Origin of the sequence: Citrobacter sp. W9, from assembly GCF_026719375.1 — a bacterium.
Taxonomy (GTDB): domain Bacteria; phylum Pseudomonadota; class Gammaproteobacteria; order Enterobacterales; family Enterobacteriaceae; genus Citrobacter; species Citrobacter werkmanii.
In genome coordinates, this window is sequence record NZ_JAPPTE010000003.1 from 289,359 (window position 1) to 307,192 (window position 17,834).

A 17,834-nucleotide genomic window follows, 5' to 3' on the forward strand; every position below is an offset into this window, starting at 1 on the left:
TGATGATGCGCACAATTAGTATTACGTGAGCATATCAACAGAATAAATAATGTATTGCGAGAAACATTGTATACTTAAGCTGCTGTTTAATATGCTTTGTAACAATTTAGCCTGGAATTCATACCAGAATTCGCTGGTGACTCACGTGAGCTTTCTTAAGAATATACACTTAATTGTTGCGAACCTTTGGGAGTAATAACAATGCAAGAGAACTATAAGATTCTGGTGGTCGATGACGACATGCGCTTACGTGCGCTTCTGGAACGTTATCTGACCGAGCAGGGCTTCCAGGTTCGAAGCGTCGCAAACGCTGAGCAGATGGATCGTCTGCTGACCCGTGAGTCCTTCCACCTGATGGTGCTGGATTTAATGCTGCCGGGTGAAGACGGCCTGTCTATTTGCCGTCGCCTGCGCAGCCAAAGCAACCCGATGCCGATCATTATGGTGACCGCGAAGGGTGAAGAAGTTGATCGTATCGTAGGGCTGGAAATCGGCGCTGACGATTACATTCCGAAACCGTTTAACCCGCGTGAACTGCTGGCGCGTATTCGTGCCGTACTGCGTCGTCAGGCGAACGAACTGCCGGGCGCACCTTCTCAGGAAGAAGCGGTTATTGCCTTTGGTAAGTTCAAACTGAACCTCGGTACGCGTGAAATGTTCCGCGAAGATGAACCGATGCCGCTCACCAGCGGGGAGTTTGCGGTACTGAAAGCGCTGGTAAGCCACCCGCGTGAGCCGCTGTCTCGCGACAAGCTGATGAACCTGGCTCGTGGTCGTGAATACTCGGCGATGGAACGTTCCATCGACGTACAGATTTCTCGTCTGCGCCGTATGGTGGAAGAAGATCCGGCGCATCCGCGTTATATCCAGACCGTATGGGGCCTGGGCTACGTTTTTGTTCCGGACGGTTCTAAAGCATGAGGCGAATGCGCTTCTCACCACGAAGTTCGTTTGCCCGCACATTATTGCTCATCGTCACCTTGCTGTTTGCCAGCCTGGTGACGACTTACCTGGTCGTGCTGAACTTCGCGATTTTGCCGAGCCTCCAGCAGTTTAATAAGGTCCTGGCTTACGAAGTTCGTATGCTGATGACCGATAAACTGCAGCTGGAGGACGGTACGCAACTGGTGGTGCCGCCCGCGTTCCGCCGGGAAATTTATCGTGAGTTGGGTATTTCCCTCTATTCCAACGAGGCCGCTGAAGAGGCCGGACTGCGTTGGGCGCAACACTATGAATTCTTAAGCCATCAGATGGCGCAGCAGTTGGGTGGCCCGACCGAAGTCCGTGTTGAGGTCAACAAAAGCTCGCCGGTCGTGTGGCTGAAAACCTGGCTGTCGCCCAATATCTGGGTACGTGTGCCGCTGACTGAAATCCATCAGGGGGATTTTTCGCCGCTGTTCCGCTATACGTTGGCGATCATGCTGCTGGCCATCGGCGGCGCATGGCTGTTTATTCGTATTCAGAACCGACCGCTGGTGGATCTTGAACATGCGGCGTTGCAGGTGGGGAAAGGTATTATTCCGCCGCCGTTGCGTGAGTATGGCGCTTCTGAGGTGCGTTCCGTTACCCGTGCCTTTAACCATATGGCGGCAGGCGTGAAGCAACTGGCCGATGACCGTACGCTGCTGATGGCGGGGGTGAGTCACGATCTACGTACTCCACTGACGCGTATCCGTCTGGCGACGGAAATGATGGGCGAGGAAGACGGTTATCTCGCAGAGCCCATCAATAAGGACATCGAAGAGTGTAACGCTATTATCGAGCAGTTTATCGATTACCTGCGTACCGGTCAGGAGATGCCGATGGAGATGGCGGATCTGAACTCGGTGTTAGGCGAAGTGGTCGCGGCGGAAAGCGGCTATGAGCGGGAAATTGAGACTGCGCTGCTGCCGGGCAACATTCAGGTGAAGATGCATCCGCTGTCGATCAAGCGTGCGGTTGCCAATATGGTGGTGAATGCCGCCCGCTATGGTAACGGTTGGATTAAGGTCAGTAGCGGTATGGAGCCGCATCGCGCCTGGTTCCAGGTGGAAGATGATGGTCCGGGCATCAAGCCGGAACAGCGTAAACATCTGTTCCAGCCGTTTGTCCGCGGCGATAGCGCGCGTAGTACCAGCGGTACGGGCCTGGGGCTGGCGATTGTGCAGCGTATTATCGATAACCATAACGGTATGCTGGAAATTGGCACCAGCGAGCGGGGTGGGTTGTCGATTCGCGCCTGGCTTCCGGTTCCCTTCACTCGTGCGCAGGGCACCACGAAAGACGCATAAGAAAGGGAGGCGAAATGCCTCCCTTTTTGTTGTTGTAGGCCGGATAAGGCGAAACCGCCCTCCGGCAACGTCAATTACAGCTTCGGCCCGGCGCTAACCAGCGCTTCACCTGCTGGGGTGTCGGTGTACTTCTCGAAATTCTCGATAAACAGTTTCGCCAGTGCGTTGGCTTTTTCCTGCCACTGCTCCGGTGACGCGTAGGTGTTACGCGGATCGAGAATGCGAGTATCCACGCCCGGCAGTTCGGTTGGGATAGCCAGGTCAAACATCGGCAGACGGAATGTTTCTGCGTCGTCCAGTGAACCGTTCAGAATGGCGTCGATAATCGCGCGGGTATCTTTGATGGAGATACGCTTACCAGTACCGTTCCAGCCGGTGTTAACCAGATACGCTTGCGCACCTGCCGCCTGCATACGTTTCACCAGCACCTCAGCGTACTGCGTTGGGTGCAGCGTCAGGAATGCTGCGCCAAAGCATGCAGAGAAGGTTGGGGTAGGTTCAGTGACGCCACGTTCGGTACCGGCCAGTTTGGCAGTGAAGCCAGACAGGAAGTGGTACTGCGTTTGATCTGCCGTCAGGCGAGACACCGGTGGCAGCACGCCAAACGCGTCAGCGGTCAGGAAGATCACTTTGGTGGCATGACCCGCTTTTGACACCGGCTTAACGATATTCTCGATGTGATAAATCGGGTAGGAAACTCGGGTGTTTTCGGTTTTGGAACCGTCATCGAAGTCGATAGAACCATCTTCGCGTACGGTGACGTTTTCCAGCAGCGCGTCACGACGGATCGCGTTGTAGATCTCCGGCTCGGCATCTTTAGACAGTTTGATGGTCTTAGCGTAGCAACCGCCTTCGAAGTTAAACACGCCATCATCATCCCAACCGTGTTCATCATCACCGATCAGGCGGCGTTTAGGGTCGGTGGACAGCGTGGTTTTACCGGTGCCGGACAAGCCAAAGAAGACCGCCACATCACCTTTTTCCCCGACGTTTGCCGAGCAGTGCATGGAGGCGATGCCCTTCAGCGGCAGCAGGTAGTTCATGACGGAGAACATACCTTTTTTCATCTCGCCGCCGTACCAGGTACCACCAATCAACTGAATACGTTCAGTCAGGTTGAATGCCACGAAGTTTTCTGAGTTCAGGCCCTGCTCTTTCCATTGCGGGTTGGTGCATTTAGCGCCGTTCATCACGATAAAATCAGGTTTAAAATCAACCAGTTCTTCGTCGCTTGGGCGGATGAACATGTTTTTGACAAAATGCGCCTGCCAGGCAACTTCGGTAATGAAGCGCACGGAAAGACGGGTATCGGCGTTTGCGCCACAGAAAGCATCAATAATAAACAGGCGCTTGCCGGAAAGTTGCTGGGTGACTAACCCTTTCAGATGTTGCCAGGTTTCCGGGGAAAGCGGTTTGTTGTCGTTCTTACCCTTACCTTTGTCGGACCACCACAGCGTATCACGCGTCGTGTCGTCACGGACAATGTACTTATCCTTTGGCGAACGTCCGGTAAAGATACCGGTATCAACAGCAACGGCGCCCAGATCCGTTAACACGCCACGCTCATAACCTTCCAGATTTGGATCAAGTTCTTCCTGATACAACAGGTCGTAGCTGGGATTGTAAACGATATCCTGAACGTCATTGATACCATAAGCCTTGAGATCTTGCGGGGTTAAACTGTTGTTCACACGCATTTCACTGCTCCTTAGCCAATATGTATTACCTGGAATAGTAAGGTTTTTTTGGGATTGCTAACCGCGACAAGGCTCATAGATTTACGCATCCGGAAAAACCACGGGCGACCGAATGCGCTGCGACTCCTGTCACAAAGAGGCAGATATTATGGCAGGAAACCCTTTTTTGTTGTGGAAAATGTTCTTAAAACGTTAATAGAGAGTGTTTTTGGCGGGAATCTTGTGAGTGTAATCGCATTCACGTAAGAAAAATACGTAACTCATACATAAACAATATCGATTCACTTCCCGTCGTCATGGCCCGAAAAAGGTCAGTCAATATTCAAAATTGTGAAGTTGATGCGATATGAGGCTTTCTGTTGATGCTGAATGACGACATGGTTAGTGTTGAACGTTCACAAACTACTCGCTGGGGCATGGAATCTATTGGCCTGCGGCAGGCGGTAGCGAATCAGTCACTGGATTCAGCGCCCAGAATGTGGCGTGTTATCGTGATTCTTGGCGAACGGCTAAAGAGGCATTATTACGCTGAGTAAGCGGGAGTTAGCCCGGCAGAAGACACTACCGGGCTGATAAACTTAATGGACCTGTGGGTCTGCCGGGGAAGCGTTGCTGCGGATCTCGGCAATATCCATTGCGTTAAACAGATAGTGGCTACCGCAGTAATCGCAGTGCATATCGATCTCGCCTTCTTCCGCCAGAATGCTGTCCACTTCTTCGTCCGGCAGCGTTTTTAGTGCGCCTGCGCAGCGTTCGCGTGAACAGGTGCATTTGAACTCAACGTCCTGCGGATCGTAGAGGGTAACTTCTTCTTCGTGGTACAAACGCCACAGTACTTCGTTGGCTGGCAGCGTCAACAGCTCTTCAGTTTTGATGGTTTCGGTCAGGGCGGTCAGGTGATCAAAATCATCTGCCTGCGCGTTTTGCGCCGGCATCACCTGCAGCAGCATTCCGCCAGCTGCGGGTTTGCCATCGACGTCGCCAGTACGGATAAACAGCCGTGTCGGCAGCTGTTCAGAACGCATGAAGTAATCTTCCAGACAGGCGGCCAGCGTGTCGCCTTCCAGACCGACCACACCCTGATAACGCTCGCCTTCTTCCGGCGTAATGGTAATCACCAGGTAGCCGTTGCCTACCAGCGTTTTCAGATCCGCGCCTTCAGGAATATCACCCTGCATGCGGGCCACGCCGCGCATCTGCTGATTGTTGTTGCCGTTGATGACGGCCAGGCTCAGCGGACCATCGCCCTGCAACTGTACGGTGATATCACCAGCAAACTTCAGCGTAGCGGTAAGCAGGCTGGTGGCGACCAGCAGTTCAGCCAGCACGTTTTTAACCGGCTGCGGGTAAGTATGGTTTTCGAGGATCTGTTGCAGGGTTTCCGAAACGGTCACCAGCTCGCCGCGCACGGCAAAGTTTTCAAACAGATAACGATGTAATTGGTCATGTTGCGGCATAATCATCTCTCTTGCTGGTGACAGTCACTCGCTGTCGCCGTGTTTAAATCGTAACAGGTCGCGGCGTTCTTTCTTGTCCGGTCGTCTGTCCGGGTGCGGCATGGTTAACGCGTTAAGTTTACGCGCCAGCGCCATTTTTTCGCGTTTTTCCACGCTTTCCGCGGTTTCTTCATACAGCGTAACGGCTTCCGTGGCCGGGCGACGCTGCTCGGTAATGGCCTTGATAATGACCGTCCGCTCGTCATTTCCCTGGCGCAGGGTGAGGGTGGCGTTCAGCTCGACAATCTTGCTCGGCTTACTACGTTGGCCGTTGTAATGCACCTTACCGCCTTCAACCATTTCACGGGCCAGCGCACGCGTTTTATAAAAGCGCGCAGCCCATAGCCATTTATCCAACCTGACTTCAGCAGAGGGCTTTTCTTTCATGGCGTCTCCTTCACATCAGTGAGGGGATCAGTCGGCGGTAGTCATTCAATGACGGATGGCGTGCGTACTGTTTTTCCGCAATACCTGAGTCGGGATTGGTTACGCCGAGGCAGTAACGAATGCCGAACAGAGCAGCGGCGTCGAGAATGGGTTCGCTATCGTCAATAAACAGCGTCTTCTCTGCACTCATTCCCGTTTCTTCAGCCACAGCGTGCCATAACCGCTGATCCTCTTTGGGATAACCAAATGTGTGGGTGGAAAGTAATAAATCAAGGTGCGAGGCCAGGCCGGTATGCTCCAGCTTCACCGCGAGGTTATGCGGATGCGCGTTGGTGAGCAAAATACGGCGCTTGCCGCTGGCTTTTAAGGCGTCAAGAAACGGTACGGTATCTTCACGCAAAACAGCGCGTGGTCCCTGTGCCGTTGTCATAGCGCAAATATCCAGATCCAGGCGCTCGCTCCAGTAATCCAGGCAGTACCAGTTTAGCGTATGCTGCACGGCATGATACTGCTGGCGAATATAGTCCTGGGCTTCCTGGGGAGAGATACCCTGCTTTGCGCCATAGGTTTCCGGCACCAGTTTTTGCCAGAAATAGTTATCGAATGCCAGATCGAGCAGCGTGCCGTCCATATCTAACAACACGGTGTCGACATCCTGCCAGGCAATATTGATATGCATGGAAACCCCCCAGAAGAAAACATGATGCGCGACAGGGTAGCATATCCTGGCGCGCGAGCGTGTTATCGAATCAGGCTTTCCGGGTCGTCAATCAGCGTTGGGTTGAGGCAACTTTCGTAATAGCTTTGAATTTCTGCGATGCGCGAGCGATGGCGCTGGTAGCGTCTGAATGCCTGAACGCTGTTATAGATAGCGCATCCGAGCATGGAGAGCATCAGCAGCGTCGTGCCAAGGTAGCGCCATAATCCTGAACGATCCGGGATTCGGTGCAGGCCAATGTGCTGGGTACCGTTGGCGTCGGTAGAGATATTGGTGACGATCCCCTCCGCGCGAAATGGTGTTTGCATTAGCATCTGGGCCAGACGCTGGAAGGCGTTCCACTGTTCTTGCGGCGGGTAATCATACAGGGAGGTTGACGGCCAGGGCTGATCGACCAGATCGCTGCCCTCGTCACTGATAATCAGAAAACCGCCGGGGGCAGGACTATTTAGCGCCTGGGCCGCTCGCGCCGTCTCGCGTGAAATAAACGGCGCCGTAGAGGTATTGACCAGATTATCCAGCGACTCGGCGCTTACCGGACGCAGCAGCACATTTACGCCATCCAGTTTTCCGGCGTTAGCGCGTTTCACCAGAGCGGCCCAGTCTTTACTGTTACCGAGGTTAACCAGCGCATTTTTTAAGCGCACGCATTCATCTTTGGCTGCGCACAGATCGGCTGTTTTCAGGACAATTTCACCAAAATCATCCAGTAACACCATGCCGGACTTTTGGATTGCCGAACGTAATGACGCGCTGACGCGGGAATCATCATCTGGTTTGGGGTGCAACTGGCGGCTTACGGCCTGTGTGAGCGCGGTGGCTTTGTTCACGAGATCGGATTCAGGAAGCGGTAGCGCGCGCGCGTCATTCCAGATAATTTGCGTGCAATCAAAAGGCATGAACGGCGTGGCGGGCTGTGTATTCCAGCTCCCCTGGGTATGAATGTTACACATACCTGTGCCGCTCAGGTGTAGTGTGTCCCCCACGCGGACGCCCGCGTTCTCAAGCTGTTTCACGCTGGTGGCTTCGATAGTCTGTGCGCCTTTCATCCAGGAAAGGGTGAATTTTATCGGCATATCCAACGGGATCCAGAACAGCAGCATCAGCAGCACTAACAGCGAACCGCCTGCGATAACGGCATTGCGTAGCCAGTGTTGCAACGGGAAATTTTTAACCTCGTCATGCAGGGATAAAAAACGCCCCTGGCGTACAACGTGGCGATCGAGATAAATATCGATATCCGTTTGCTGACCAAGATCCTGCGCAATGTAAGGCTGCCAGTGAGGGGGATAGATCAGATCAATAATACCCAGAGAAATATTGTTAATTTGCTCCTGGTCGTTCTCGCCAAACAAGCCCCAGCGACGCGGCGTCCCGCGCAGACAATGAATTTCTCGCAGGGCGGTTTTAGATGGCGGAGCGAACAGCCCCCACAGACCTGCACCGAGCAACAGCACCGCGCCACCGACTGTCCACGGAACAAACGTATCCGGGATGATTAAACATAAAAAGAACAGCAGGAATGATGCGGCGATCAGTAACGCTTCGCGTAATCCAGAAGGGCGGCTGAGCGCATATTCTTCATGAGTTTCCTGACGAATATTCAGCAGTTCGATTTGTTCGCTTTCTTCACCGCGAATGGACGCCTGGGTAGAGGCGGTATGCTGTAACGCATAGCCACGCGCTTCCTGCATATATTCCTGCAGGGTGTGGCCGTTTAGCGAAATAACCAGCGGTAACGTATTGGTGTGAATCAACTCAACGCTGTTTTCGTCATTGATGTATTGTTCCCAAAAAGGCGGCAAATGCACCTCAACGGAATCAAGATAATAGCGCCATTTGTTAGGATCGTCGGTGGTAATACCGTAACGTGTAATCGCGTGCGTAAGCACAATAACGCTGTTACTTTGGGCATTCAGTGTTAACGATACTGGCGCAGAACTGGCACCAGTTGGACCAGGTACTTGCTGAATTTGACTCAGGTTTTCGAGATAGTTTTCGACAGCGCTGCGTTCTTCAGGCGTAAGCTTACGCTTAGAGGCGTCTGAAAAGACGTTGCTCAAAGGTAAATTTTTCCGTCTGGATTTCGTTCTGAGTCGCCACCCTGCAAGCAATGAGCAGGCCAGCAAAGCAGCTAAAAAAATCAGAATGGTGCTCATGCTTTCCCCATCTTACTTAGTCTGTCAGGCGTGGTCAGTCGCACCCTGTTCAATATTCGTGATTCTTTAGTTGGCTATCGGCAAGTGTGGAGTTGAACTTGAGCATCTTAAAGCGCAGCCCAGTAAATGCGAATCATAGCAAAATCACTAAAAATGGAATATCAGCAAATTCCTGGAGTTATTTCAACCTATTGACTTTTAATTTGAAATAGGGATTAACTTTTAGTACGTTACATAAATGTAAATAAACGGCAATTCACGTTGCCGAAACCGTGCGGTATATCGCACAATGACCCCAGATTTCACAGCAAAGACCCTCACAATGAGCAAATCATTACAAAAACCCACGATTTTGAAAGTGGAAACCGTCGCCCAATCCCGGCTGTTTAAGGTCGAAAGCGTGGACCTTGAGTTCAGCAACGGCGTACGCCGCGTTTATGAACGTATGCGGCCCTCCACGCGTGAAGCGGTAATGATTGTGCCGATTGTGGATGACCACCTGATCCTTATCCGCGAATACGCGGTCGGGACCGAGTCCTACGAACTGGGTTTTTCCAAAGGATTAATCGATCCCGGTGAAAGCGTATTTGAGGCGGCGAATCGGGAACTGAAAGAAGAGGTGGGATTTGGCGCGAAAGATCTGACGTTTTTGAAGAAACTCAGCATGGCGCCGTCTTATTTCTCCAGCAAAATGAACATTGTGGTGGCAGAGGATCTTTATCCTGAATCGCTGGAAGGGGATGAACCTGAGCCATTACCGCAGGTACGCTGGCCGCTCGCACATATGATGGATTTGCTGGAAGACCCTGATTTCCACGAAGCGCGTAATGTGAGCGCGTTGTTCCTCGTACGTGAATGGCTGAAAGGGCAGGGACGATTGTAGTTTATGTTGCCGGATGGCGGCTGACGCCTTATCCGGCCTACAACATCCAGCAATATCAAATGATTACGCCGAAAATGTAGGCCGGATAAGCGAAGCGCCATCCGGCAATCGATCAGAACAGTTCGTGTGTCTCACCATTATCGATAATGGTTGTCCCCACCTCGTGTACCGCCTGTTGCGTTGGCTGAGTACCTTCAATGAAATACTCTTCGCGGCTGTTACCGCCGCTCGCCAGTTGACCGGTACTGCGATCGATATTGACCGTCACGATACCCGGCGGCGGCGTCAGCGGCTGCTCGGGCACACCTTCCAGCACGGATTTCATGTAAGCATCCCACGCAGGCTGCGCGCTCTTCGCGCCGCCTTCATAGCCGGAGATTTGATCTTTGATCGCCCCGGAAGCAGTCGTGTGACCCAGATTGCGGCGATGATCGTCAAAGCCGATCCATACTGATGTCACTACGCCTGGTCCGTAACCGGAGAACCACGCATCTTTAGAACTGTTGGTAGTCCCGGTTTTTCCGCCGATATCGTGACGTTTCAGGTCGCGGCCCGCACGCCAGCCGGTTCCCATCCAGCCTGGTTCCCCAAAGATATTGGTGTTCAGCGCGCTTTTAATCAGGAACGCCAGCGGCGTGTTGATCACGTGCGGAGCGTACTCCTGCGTTCCACTCTGCGCGACCAACGCCTGGTTGGCCTGCTCAAGCTGTGGCATAGGCACGGCGGCATTCTGCTGCTCCTGCGAGACGGCGACATCTTCTACATTACTGTTTTCCAGCACGTTAGATTTCTGAGTATCGCCATAAATCACCGGAATATCACAATCCGGGCAGGCAATTTTTGGCTTCGCTTCGAAGATAACGCCGCCCATATCGCTTTCGATCTTACTGATGAAATACGGATCGACCAGGAAGCCGCCGTTCGCCATCACTGCGTAGCCGCGCGCCACCTGCAATGGTGTGAACGAGGCGGAACCCAGCGCCAGCGATTCGGTGTGCACAATGTTCTGTGCCGGGAAGCCGAAACGTTGCAGATACTCTGCTGCGTAATCCACGCCCATAGCACGCATGGCGCGTACCATCACTACGTTTTTCGACTGGCCCAGCCCCTGACGTAAACGGATAGGACCAGCATACTGCGGCGGTGAGTTCTTCGGCTGCCAGTCGGAACCGGCACCGGCATCCCAGCGGGAGATCGGCACATCGTTGAGCATGCTCGCCAGCGTCAGACCTTTATCCATTGCGGCGGTATAGAGGAATGGTTTGATGTTGGAACCTACCTGGCGTAGCGCCTGGGTCGCACGGTTAAACTTGCTCTGGTTGAAGTCAAAACCCCCTACCAGCGCCAACACCGCGCCGTTTTGCGGATTAATAGAAACCAATGCGGAGTTAACATCCGGCACTTGCGCCAGCCACCAGGCATCGCCAACCTGGCGCACCCAGATTTGCTGCCCGGTCTGTACCACATCTGTCACTTTACGCGGCGTCGGACCTTGCTGAGTATCCGAGCGGTAAGGACGCGCCCAGCGCATGCCATCCATCCGTAATGAAACTGATGTGCCATCCGCCAGCGCGGCAATAGCTTCCTGCGGATTGGCGCTGGTGACAACCGCCGGCAGCAGTGGTCCATATGTTGGCAGCGCTTTCAGCGTATCGGTGATTTTCTTGCTGTCCCAACTGGTTTCGCCCACTTTCCACAGCACGTTTGACGGGCCGCGGTAGCCGTGGCGCATGTCGTAATCCATCACGTTGTTACGTACTGCCTGCTGGGCCGCCTGCTGCACTTTGCGCGTAATGGTGGTGGTGATGCGATACCCGTCTTCATAGGCTTTCTCGCCATAGCGGTTATACATCTCCTGGCGCACCATCTCAGACAGATACGGCGCAGAGAAGGCGATTTCCGGCGCGTGATAGTTGGCGTCAATGGCCTCGCCGCGCGCCTGATCGTACTGGGCCTGCGTAATGTAATTTTCACTCAGCATACGCGACAGCACGACGTTACGTCGCGCGGTGGCCCGATCCATCGAATAGAGGGGGTTGAAGGTTGACGGCGCTTTTGGCAGACCGGCAATCACCGCAATCTCACTTAAGCTGAGCTGATCGACCGTCTTGCCGAAATAGACCTGCGCGGCCGCCCCCACGCCATAGGCGCGATATCCCAGGTAGATCTTGTTCAGATACAGCTCGAGGATTTCATCTTTACTCAGCAGTTGTTCAATGCGGATCGCCAGGAAAACTTCTTTGATCTTACGCATCAGCGTACGTTCCGGGCTCAGGAAGAAGTTTCTCGCCAACTGTTGGGTAATGGTACTCGCCCCTTGTGAGGCGTGACCGGAGAACAATGCGACGCTGGCTGCACGGAAGATCCCCACCGGGTCGACCCCGTGGTGCTCATAAAAGCGGCTGTCTTCTGTGGCGATAAAAGCTTTGACCATCACTGGCGGCATCTGATCCAGCGTGACCGGGATTCGACGTTTCTCGCCATATTGCGCGATCAGCTCGCCGTCAGCGCTGTAAACCTGCATCGGGATCTGTAAACGCACATCTTTGAGCGTCGCGACGTCAGGTAATTGCGGCTCAATATAGCGATAGAGGCCATAAATCGAGCCTGCTCCCAGCAGGATGCAACATACTGCAAGGATTAATAAATACTTTACGAACTTCACTGGAGATTTCCCATTTAGTGGCATTTGGGCAGTTTATAAACAAACGCGCGGTAGTATAAAGGCAAGCCAGACGCATTGATATACCCGTTAAAGCAACGGGTGATACGGAGATCATCAGCAATGGCTTTTAATATCTGGAAAATTGGTCTGCATATTCAGCAACATGAAGCGCTGGCTGTCGCTGTCGTTCGCGACGCGACCGGTTGGTTTCTACAGCGCTGGTGGCGTATGCCGTTGGCACCTCAGGTTATCGTTGATGGTCACATTCGCGAGCCAGAACAGCTTGTCGCAACGCTACTGCCGTGGAGCCGTGAGCTTCCTCGCCGACATCATATTTATCTCTCCTTTCCCGCCAACAGGACGTTACAAAAAAAGTTTCCTCGTCCGGCAATGACCTTGCGAGAGCCAGAGCAAACCGCATGGTTGTCCGGTTTGATGGCTCGTGAACTGGATATGTCGCAGGATGCGCTGCATTTTGATTATAGCGAAGACACGTTGAGCCCGGCGTTTAACGTCACAGCCGCGCAAAGCAAAGAGATTTCAACGCTGTTGACGTTAATACAAGCGCTGAAAGTACAGGTTAAAGCGATTACGCCGGACGCTAGCGCCTTGCAACGATTTATTCCTTATTTACCCGAACATCAACAGTGTCTGGTATGGCGTGATGAGACCCAGTGGCTATGGGCGACCCGCTCGTCATGGGGGCGAAAATTGACGGGCGATATTGGCCGTCTCGACGAATTTGCCGCAACGTTATCTCTTTCCCCGACAGCTATTGCGCTATGCGACCCCAGCGGATTCGATCCTTTAAACGTTGTGTCCGTTCGCCAGCCGCCAATTCCACCACACAGCCACCGCTTTACCATTGCATTAGGACTGGCCATGGGAGGATCGTATTGATGATAGCGACCATCAATCTTCTGCCCTGGCGTCAGACTCGGCGGTATACCTGTTTGCGTTTCTGGGCCGTCTTCTTTAGCGCTGCTCTACTGCTGAGCATTGGCGTGACGTTAATCTATAACAGCGTTTTTAGCGTGGAAAACCGGGTCGCACTCCTGCTGGTAGAGGCTGAAAATAAGCGCATAGCGGCGCTGATGGCGCTAAAGCCTCGCTTGCAGCAGCGCCTGCAACAATGGCAACAGGTACAAGCGCGAAACAAACAGCGTGACCAGACCCAAAGCTGGCAACAGATTCTGCAACAGCTGGCGGAATTACTCCCGGAACAGGCGTGGTTAACCAAAATGGTCTGGCAGCAAGGGACGCTGGAACTGACGGGAAATGCGCTGAACTTTGCCGCCCTTAAGGCGCTGGAAACGCAATTACGCCAGCAGCCGTTGTTTACGCTAAATCGCCCTGGCGAAACGCAGCAGGATGCCCAAGGGCGTTGGCAATTCTACTATCGTCTGACGCGGAGTGACACGCATGATAACGCTCTGTGATGCCTGGCTCGCGCAGTCGCTGCGCTTTCGTGTTATGTGCGCATGCGGCTGGATTTTAGGGCTGCTTATGATGGTCGCGCTATGTCTTTACCCCGCCGCCAGGCAGCGGGATATGCAACAAGAGGCGCTAAACCAGCAACGTGCTGCCATTCAGACGCAATGGCGAAACCTGTATCTGCTGGCGCCATCGCCAGGAGAGGCTGAAGAGACGTTTATTCCATTCTCTCCGTTGCTGTTTCAGACGCCCCATGTACGTCTTGTCCACTGGCAACCCGCCATTCAGAGCGGGGAGATGACGCTGAGGCTTGCGTGGGAGGCTATCCCGCCGGTGTTTGTCCAACTGGCGGAACAAGGGATGAGCGTCAGCCGGTTTTCTCTCAGTGTAGAAGGCGCTGAACTGCTGTTAACGCTACAACTGGAACATCTGAATGACGGTTGAACGCTGGCTGTTGGCATGCATCAGCGTGCTGATCCTGACCGGTATGCGTAATCCCTTCTTACCGCCGGAGGACCCTTGCCAGATAGCTGAGTGGTCGACGTGGCGTTATCAGGGAATGGTGAGTGTGGGTGAGCGACCGATCGGCATCGTGCAGGATGGGCAGCACAAATGGCGGCGAGTTGAGCGAAATGACGTCCTGAAAAACGGCTGGACGATTTCACAGATAACGGCTGAAAGCTTAACTCTCAACACAGAGAAAAGCTGCGAGCCTGCTCAATGGCAGTGGCAACGACAGGGAACGGTAAATGAAGCGATGGATGAGATGGATAGCCATGATGCTGCTGGTCGCGGTGTTCCGCGGGCAGGCGGGAAAACCGCAAAACGTAACGCTGGTGGTGGATGATGTGCCTGTTGTGCAGGTTTTGCAGGCCCTGGCGGAACAAGAAAAGAAAAACCTGGTGGTTTCACCGGATGTCGGCGGGGTGCTGTCACTGCATCTGACAGATGTGCCCTGGAAGCAGGCGTTGCAAACGGTCGTGAAAAGCGCCGGATTAGTGCTACGCCAGGAGGGCAACATTCTGCATGTGCATTCTATGCAATGGCAGAGTGAAAATGCGGCCCGCCAGGAATATGAGCAGGCACGAATGCAGGCCAGCCTGCCTCTGGAACATCGCAGCATCATTTTGCAATACGCTGACGCCGCCGAGCTGGCAAAAGCCGGAGAGAAGTTGCTGAGCGCTAAAGGCAGCATGACGGTTGATAAACGAACCAACCGCTTACTGCTGCGTGATAATAGCGTTGTGCTTAACGCGCTGGAAAAGTGGGTGGCGCAAATGGATTTACCCGTTGAACAGGTGGAACTGGCGGCGCATATCGTCACGATTAATGAAAAAAGTTTGCGCGAGCTGGGGGTTAAATGGTCGCTGGCCGACGCGCAACAACCGGGGGCGGTGGGGAATGTTACTACGCTTGCCAGCGATCTTTCGGTGCCCGCAGCAACATCCCGTGTGGGATTTAATATTGGTCGTATTAACGGTCGGTTACTGGAACTGGAGCTGTCGGCACTGGAGCAAAAACAGCAGCTTGATATCATCGCCAGTCCGCGATTACTGGCTTCTCACCTGCAACCTGCCAGTATTAAGCAGGGCAGCGAGATCCCGTATCAGGTCTCCAGCGGAGAAAGCGGGGCGACATCCGTCGAGTTTAAAGAAGCGGTACTGGGGATGGAGGTTACGCCCACTGTTTTGCAGAAAGGGCGAATCAGGCTGAAACTGCATATCAGCCAGAATGTCCCCGGGCAGGTGCTACAACAAGCTGATGGTGAAGTTCTGGCTATCGATAAGCAGGAAATTGAAACGCAGGTTGAGGTAAAAAGCGGAGAGACGATTGCGTTGGGCGGCATTTTTTCACATAAAAATAAATCTGCGGCTGACAGCGTGCCGTTGTTAGGCGACATCCCCTGGCTTGGCTCTCTTTTTCGTCACGATGGAAAAGAAGATGAGCGTCGTGAGTTAGTGGTCTTTATTACGCCCAGACTGGTGTCAACGGAATAACTTATGCATGAAAAACCGTTGTTTTTGCACTGAACACGTTTCAGGGATTTGACGTGGGGGTGTATTTAGCATACAAGGAGTACCGATTTGAGCGTCGGTACTTTTCTTTACTTATGCGGCAATGAATACGCTTTGCCTTTCTGGTGGTGTGTCATAGGCTTATTTTTCCGTCATTGGACTACGCGATACGTTGCCATGTCTGATGTTTGCAGGGCTGCATGCCTGCCACGACCAGAAATGCGTAGGGTTTGGTGATTTATTCAGTTGCCAAACCCGCTTGAGTATTGAGATAATTTTCAGTCTGACTCTCGCAATATCTTATGAGGTTTCAGTTCATGTCCTGCTGCGCTGGGTGTCTGCGAAGCGGGTTTACCATTAACGAATAGTCTTAGTAGTACCGAAAAAATGGCAGAGAAACGCAATATCTTTCTGGTTGGGCCTATGGGTGCCGGAAAAAGCACTATTGGGCGGCAGTTAGCTCAACAACTCAATATGGAATTTTACGATTCTGATCAAGAGATTGAGAAACGAACCGGAGCTGATGTGGGCTGGGTCTTCGATGTAGAAGGTGAAGACGGCTTCCGTGATCGCGAAGAAAAAGTCATCAACGAGTTGACGGAAAAACAGGGTATTGTGCTGGCAACTGGCGGTGGCTCTGTAAAATCACGTGAAACACGTAACCGTCTCTCCGCGCGTGGCGTCGTGGTCTATCTTGAAACGACAATTGAAAAACAACTTGCGCGTACTCAACGTGACAAGAAACGCCCGCTGCTGCAGGTAGAATCACCGCCTCGTGAAGTTCTGGAAGCGTTGGCTGACGAACGCAATCCTCTGTACGAAGAGATTGCCGACGTGACCATTCGCACCGACGATCAGAGCGCAAAAGTCGTAGCAAACCAGATTATTCATATGTTGGAAAGCAACTAATTCTGGCCGAATACACACTCGTCTGCGGGTACAAGTAACTAAGGTGGATGTCGCGTAATGGAGAGGATCACAGTCACTCTCGGGGAACGTAGTTACCCTATCACTATCGCGGCTGGTTTGTTCAATGAGCCAGCTTCATTCTTACCGCTGAAATCGGGCGATCAGGTTATGTTGGTGACCAACGAAACCCTGGCTCCCCTGTATCTCGATAAGGTTCGCGGCGTACTTGAACAGGCGGGTGTTAACGTTGATAGCGTTATCCTTCCCGATGGCGAACAGTATAAAAGCCTGACGGTTCTGGATACGGTTTTCACCGCGTTACTGCAAAAACCGCACGGTCGCGATACCACGTTAGTCGCACTTGGCGGCGGCGTGATTGGCGATCTGACCGGTTTCGCGGCAGCCAGCTACCAGCGCGGTGTTCGTTTCATTCAAGTCCCGACAACTCTGTTGTCGCAGGTCGACTCCTCCGTCGGCGGCAAAACCGCCGTAAACCATCCCCTCGGTAAAAACATGATTGGCGCGTTTTACCAACCAGCCTCCGTGGTGGTGGATCTCGATTGTCTGAAAACGCTTCCTGCGCGTGAGCTGGCATCGGGGCTGGCGGAAGTCATCAAATACGGCATCATTCTTGACGGTGAGTTTTTCAACTGGCTGGAAGACAATCTGGACGCGTTATTGCGTCTGGACGGTCCGGCAATGGCGTACTGTATTCGCCGTTGTTGTGAGCTGAAAGCAGAAGTTGTCGCAGCAGACGAGCGCGAAATGGGCTTACGTGCTTTACTGAATCTGGGACACACGTTCGGCCATGCGATTGAAGCTGAAATGGGTTATGGCAATTGGTTACATGGTGAAGCCGTCGCAGCAGGTATGGTAATGGCTGCACGTACGTCAGAACGTCTGGGTCAGTTTAGCTCTGCGGATACGCAGCGCATCATTACGCTGCTACTGCGAGCAGGCTTACCGGTTAATGGGCCACGTGAAATGTCCACCGAGGCCTATTTGCCGCATATGCTGCGAGATAAAAAAGTGTTAGCGGGAGAAATTCGTTTAGTGCTTCCGCAGGCAATAGGGAAGAGTGAAGTGCGCGGCGGAGTGTCGCACGAGGTGGTTCTTAACGCTATTGCTGATTGCCAGCAGGCGTAACAACAAGAAAGGTCCGACGTACGTTGCGAAACGTAGGTCTTTTAGCTTCAGGTTA

At 53.1% G+C, this 17,834-nt stretch carries 17 protein-coding genes; 11 read left to right on the forward strand and 6 right to left on the reverse strand.

From position 1 onward, the window contains the following. The first annotated feature begins 201 nt into the window (after nt 1-201). The gene (ompR, locus tag OOJ59_RS07770) at nt 202-921 is read left to right on the forward strand and encodes an osmolarity response regulator transcription factor OmpR (protein WP_001157751.1); all 720 of its coding nucleotides are present in this window, start codon (nt 202-204) and stop codon (nt 919-921) included. Further along, on the forward strand, nt 918-2,270 hold the full coding sequence (envZ, locus tag OOJ59_RS07775) for a two-component system sensor histidine kinase EnvZ (RefSeq protein WP_268063369.1): 1,353 nt from the start codon (nt 918-920) through the stop codon (nt 2,268-2,270). The genes ompR and envZ overlap by 4 nt, the downstream gene beginning before the upstream one ends. 74 nt (nt 2,271-2,344) lie before the next feature. Here the strand turns inward: envZ and pckA are convergent, their stop codons facing one another. Next, complete coding sequence (pckA, locus tag OOJ59_RS07780) at nt 2,345-3,967, reverse strand: phosphoenolpyruvate carboxykinase (ATP) (protein ID WP_150345508.1); 1,623 nt, start codon at nt 3,965-3,967, stop codon at nt 2,345-2,347. A gap of 362 nt (nt 3,968-4,329) precedes the next feature. Here pckA and OOJ59_RS07785 point away from each other — a divergent pair, with 362 nt between their 5' ends. After that, nucleotides 4,330-4,503, forward strand: a complete 174-nt coding sequence (locus tag OOJ59_RS07785; RefSeq protein WP_170973220.1) for a hypothetical protein — start codon at nt 4,330-4,332, stop codon at nt 4,501-4,503. 42 nt (nt 4,504-4,545) lie between these two features. On the opposite strand, the gene hslO is transcribed toward OOJ59_RS07785, so the two are convergent. The 4 genes from hslO to igaA all read right to left on the reverse strand — a co-directional run bounded on the left by hslO (nt 4,546) and on the right by igaA (nt 8,727). Beyond that, complete coding sequence (gene hslO, locus OOJ59_RS07790; protein ID WP_016157640.1) at nt 4,546-5,424, reverse strand: Hsp33 family molecular chaperone HslO; 879 nt, start codon at nt 5,422-5,424, stop codon at nt 4,546-4,548. A 24-nt stretch (nt 5,425-5,448) separates the two neighbouring features. Continuing rightward, the gene (gene hslR / locus OOJ59_RS07795) at nt 5,449-5,850 is read right to left on the reverse strand and encodes a ribosome-associated heat shock protein Hsp15 (RefSeq protein WP_003837900.1); all 402 of its coding nucleotides are present in this window, start codon (nt 5,848-5,850) and stop codon (nt 5,449-5,451) included. Nucleotides 5,851-5,860: 10 nt separating this feature from the next. Beyond that, nucleotides 5,861-6,529 (reverse strand): GMP/IMP nucleotidase, encoded by a 669-nt coding sequence (gene yrfG, locus OOJ59_RS07800; RefSeq protein ID WP_038634874.1) that lies wholly within the window; start codon nt 6,527-6,529, stop codon nt 5,861-5,863. Nucleotides 6,530-6,591: 62 nt separating this feature from the next. Further along, complete coding sequence (gene igaA / locus OOJ59_RS07805; protein WP_085049008.1) at nt 6,592-8,727, reverse strand: intracellular growth attenuator protein IgaA; 2,136 nt, start codon at nt 8,725-8,727, stop codon at nt 6,592-6,594. 322 nt (nt 8,728-9,049) lie between these two features. Between igaA and nudE the strand changes: the two genes are divergently transcribed. Then, complete coding sequence (gene nudE, locus OOJ59_RS07810; protein ID WP_038634868.1) at nt 9,050-9,610, forward strand: ADP compounds hydrolase NudE; 561 nt, start codon at nt 9,050-9,052, stop codon at nt 9,608-9,610. Nucleotides 9,611-9,722: 112 nt separating this feature from the next. Here nudE and mrcA read toward each other — a convergent pair whose 3' ends face one another. Then, nucleotides 9,723-12,275 carry a peptidoglycan glycosyltransferase/peptidoglycan DD-transpeptidase MrcA gene (mrcA, locus tag OOJ59_RS07815; protein WP_193157145.1) on the reverse strand — a complete coding sequence of 851 codons (2,553 nt, stop codon included), beginning with the start codon at nt 12,273-12,275 and terminating at the stop codon, nt 9,723-9,725. Nucleotides 12,276-12,395: 120 nt separating this feature from the next. Between mrcA and OOJ59_RS07820 the strand changes: the two genes are divergently transcribed. The 7 genes from OOJ59_RS07820 (at nt 12,396) to aroB (ending at nt 17,779) form a co-directional block, all read left to right on the forward strand. Further along, nucleotides 12,396-13,175 carry a DNA utilization protein HofM gene (locus tag OOJ59_RS07820; protein ID WP_087856290.1) on the forward strand — a complete coding sequence of 260 codons (780 nt, stop codon included), beginning with the start codon at nt 12,396-12,398 and terminating at the stop codon, nt 13,173-13,175. After that, complete coding sequence (locus OOJ59_RS07825) at nt 13,175-13,714, forward strand: PilN domain-containing protein (protein WP_160955328.1); 540 nt, start codon at nt 13,175-13,177, stop codon at nt 13,712-13,714. The genes OOJ59_RS07820 and OOJ59_RS07825 overlap by 1 nt, the downstream gene beginning before the upstream one ends. Beyond that, nucleotides 13,698-14,153, forward strand: a complete 456-nt coding sequence (locus OOJ59_RS07830) for a HofO family protein (RefSeq protein WP_160955327.1) — start codon at nt 13,698-13,700, stop codon at nt 14,151-14,153. Before OOJ59_RS07825 ends, OOJ59_RS07830 begins: the two co-directional genes overlap by 17 nt. Further along, nucleotides 14,143-14,556, forward strand: a complete 414-nt coding sequence (locus OOJ59_RS07835; protein ID WP_160955326.1) for a HofP DNA utilization family protein — start codon at nt 14,143-14,145, stop codon at nt 14,554-14,556. Before OOJ59_RS07830 ends, OOJ59_RS07835 begins: the two co-directional genes overlap by 11 nt. After that, nucleotides 14,471-15,706, forward strand: coding sequence for a DNA uptake porin HofQ (gene hofQ, locus OOJ59_RS07840; protein WP_370605879.1), 1,236 nt, complete (start codon nt 14,471-14,473; stop codon nt 15,704-15,706). Before OOJ59_RS07835 ends, hofQ begins: the two co-directional genes overlap by 86 nt. Before the next feature lie 405 nt (nt 15,707-16,111). Next, nucleotides 16,112-16,633: a shikimate kinase AroK gene (gene aroK / locus OOJ59_RS07845; RefSeq protein ID WP_003023552.1), complete on the forward strand. Its 522-nt coding sequence runs from the start codon at nt 16,112-16,114 to the stop codon at nt 16,631-16,633. Nucleotides 16,634-16,690: 57 nt separating this feature from the next. Further along, nucleotides 16,691-17,779, forward strand: coding sequence for a 3-dehydroquinate synthase (gene aroB / locus OOJ59_RS07850; RefSeq protein ID WP_160955324.1), 1,089 nt, complete (start codon nt 16,691-16,693; stop codon nt 17,777-17,779). Nucleotides 17,780-17,834: the final 55 nt, after the last annotated feature.

What these genes read in the sequence shown, in the direction of transcription:
- ompR (WP_001157751.1), top strand. Translation starts at nt 202, where the DNA reads ATGCAAGAGAACTATAAGATTCTGGTGGTCGATGACGACATGCGCTTA.
- envZ (WP_268063369.1), top strand. Translation starts at nt 918, where the DNA reads ATGAGGCGAATGCGCTTCTCACCACGAAGTTCGTTTGCCCGCACATTA.
- pckA (WP_150345508.1), bottom strand. Translation starts at nt 3,967, where the DNA reads ATGCGTGTGAACAACAGTTTAACCCCGCAAGATCTCAAGGCTTATGGT.
- OOJ59_RS07785 (WP_170973220.1), top strand. Translation starts at nt 4,330, where the DNA reads ATGCTGAATGACGACATGGTTAGTGTTGAACGTTCACAAACTACTCGC.
- hslO (WP_016157640.1), bottom strand. Translation starts at nt 5,424, where the DNA reads ATGCCGCAACATGACCAATTACATCGTTATCTGTTTGAAAACTTTGCC.
- hslR (WP_003837900.1), bottom strand. Translation starts at nt 5,850, where the DNA reads ATGAAAGAAAAGCCCTCTGCTGAAGTCAGGTTGGATAAATGGCTATGG.
- yrfG (WP_038634874.1), bottom strand. Translation starts at nt 6,529, where the DNA reads ATGCATATCAATATTGCCTGGCAGGATGTCGACACCGTGTTGTTAGAT.
- igaA (WP_085049008.1), bottom strand. Translation starts at nt 8,727, where the DNA reads ATGAGCACCATTCTGATTTTTTTAGCTGCTTTGCTGGCCTGCTCATTG.
- nudE (WP_038634868.1), top strand. Translation starts at nt 9,050, where the DNA reads ATGAGCAAATCATTACAAAAACCCACGATTTTGAAAGTGGAAACCGTC.
- OOJ59_RS07820 (WP_087856290.1), top strand. Translation starts at nt 12,396, where the DNA reads ATGGCTTTTAATATCTGGAAAATTGGTCTGCATATTCAGCAACATGAA.
- OOJ59_RS07825 (WP_160955328.1), top strand. Translation starts at nt 13,175, where the DNA reads ATGATAGCGACCATCAATCTTCTGCCCTGGCGTCAGACTCGGCGGTAT.
- OOJ59_RS07830 (WP_160955327.1), top strand. Translation starts at nt 13,698, where the DNA reads ATGATAACGCTCTGTGATGCCTGGCTCGCGCAGTCGCTGCGCTTTCGT.
- OOJ59_RS07835 (WP_160955326.1), top strand. Translation starts at nt 14,143, where the DNA reads ATGACGGTTGAACGCTGGCTGTTGGCATGCATCAGCGTGCTGATCCTG.
- hofQ (WP_370605879.1), top strand. Translation starts at nt 14,471, where the DNA reads ATGAGATGGATAGCCATGATGCTGCTGGTCGCGGTGTTCCGCGGGCAG.
- aroK (WP_003023552.1), top strand. Translation starts at nt 16,112, where the DNA reads ATGGCAGAGAAACGCAATATCTTTCTGGTTGGGCCTATGGGTGCCGGA.
- aroB (WP_160955324.1), top strand. Translation starts at nt 16,691, where the DNA reads ATGGAGAGGATCACAGTCACTCTCGGGGAACGTAGTTACCCTATCACT.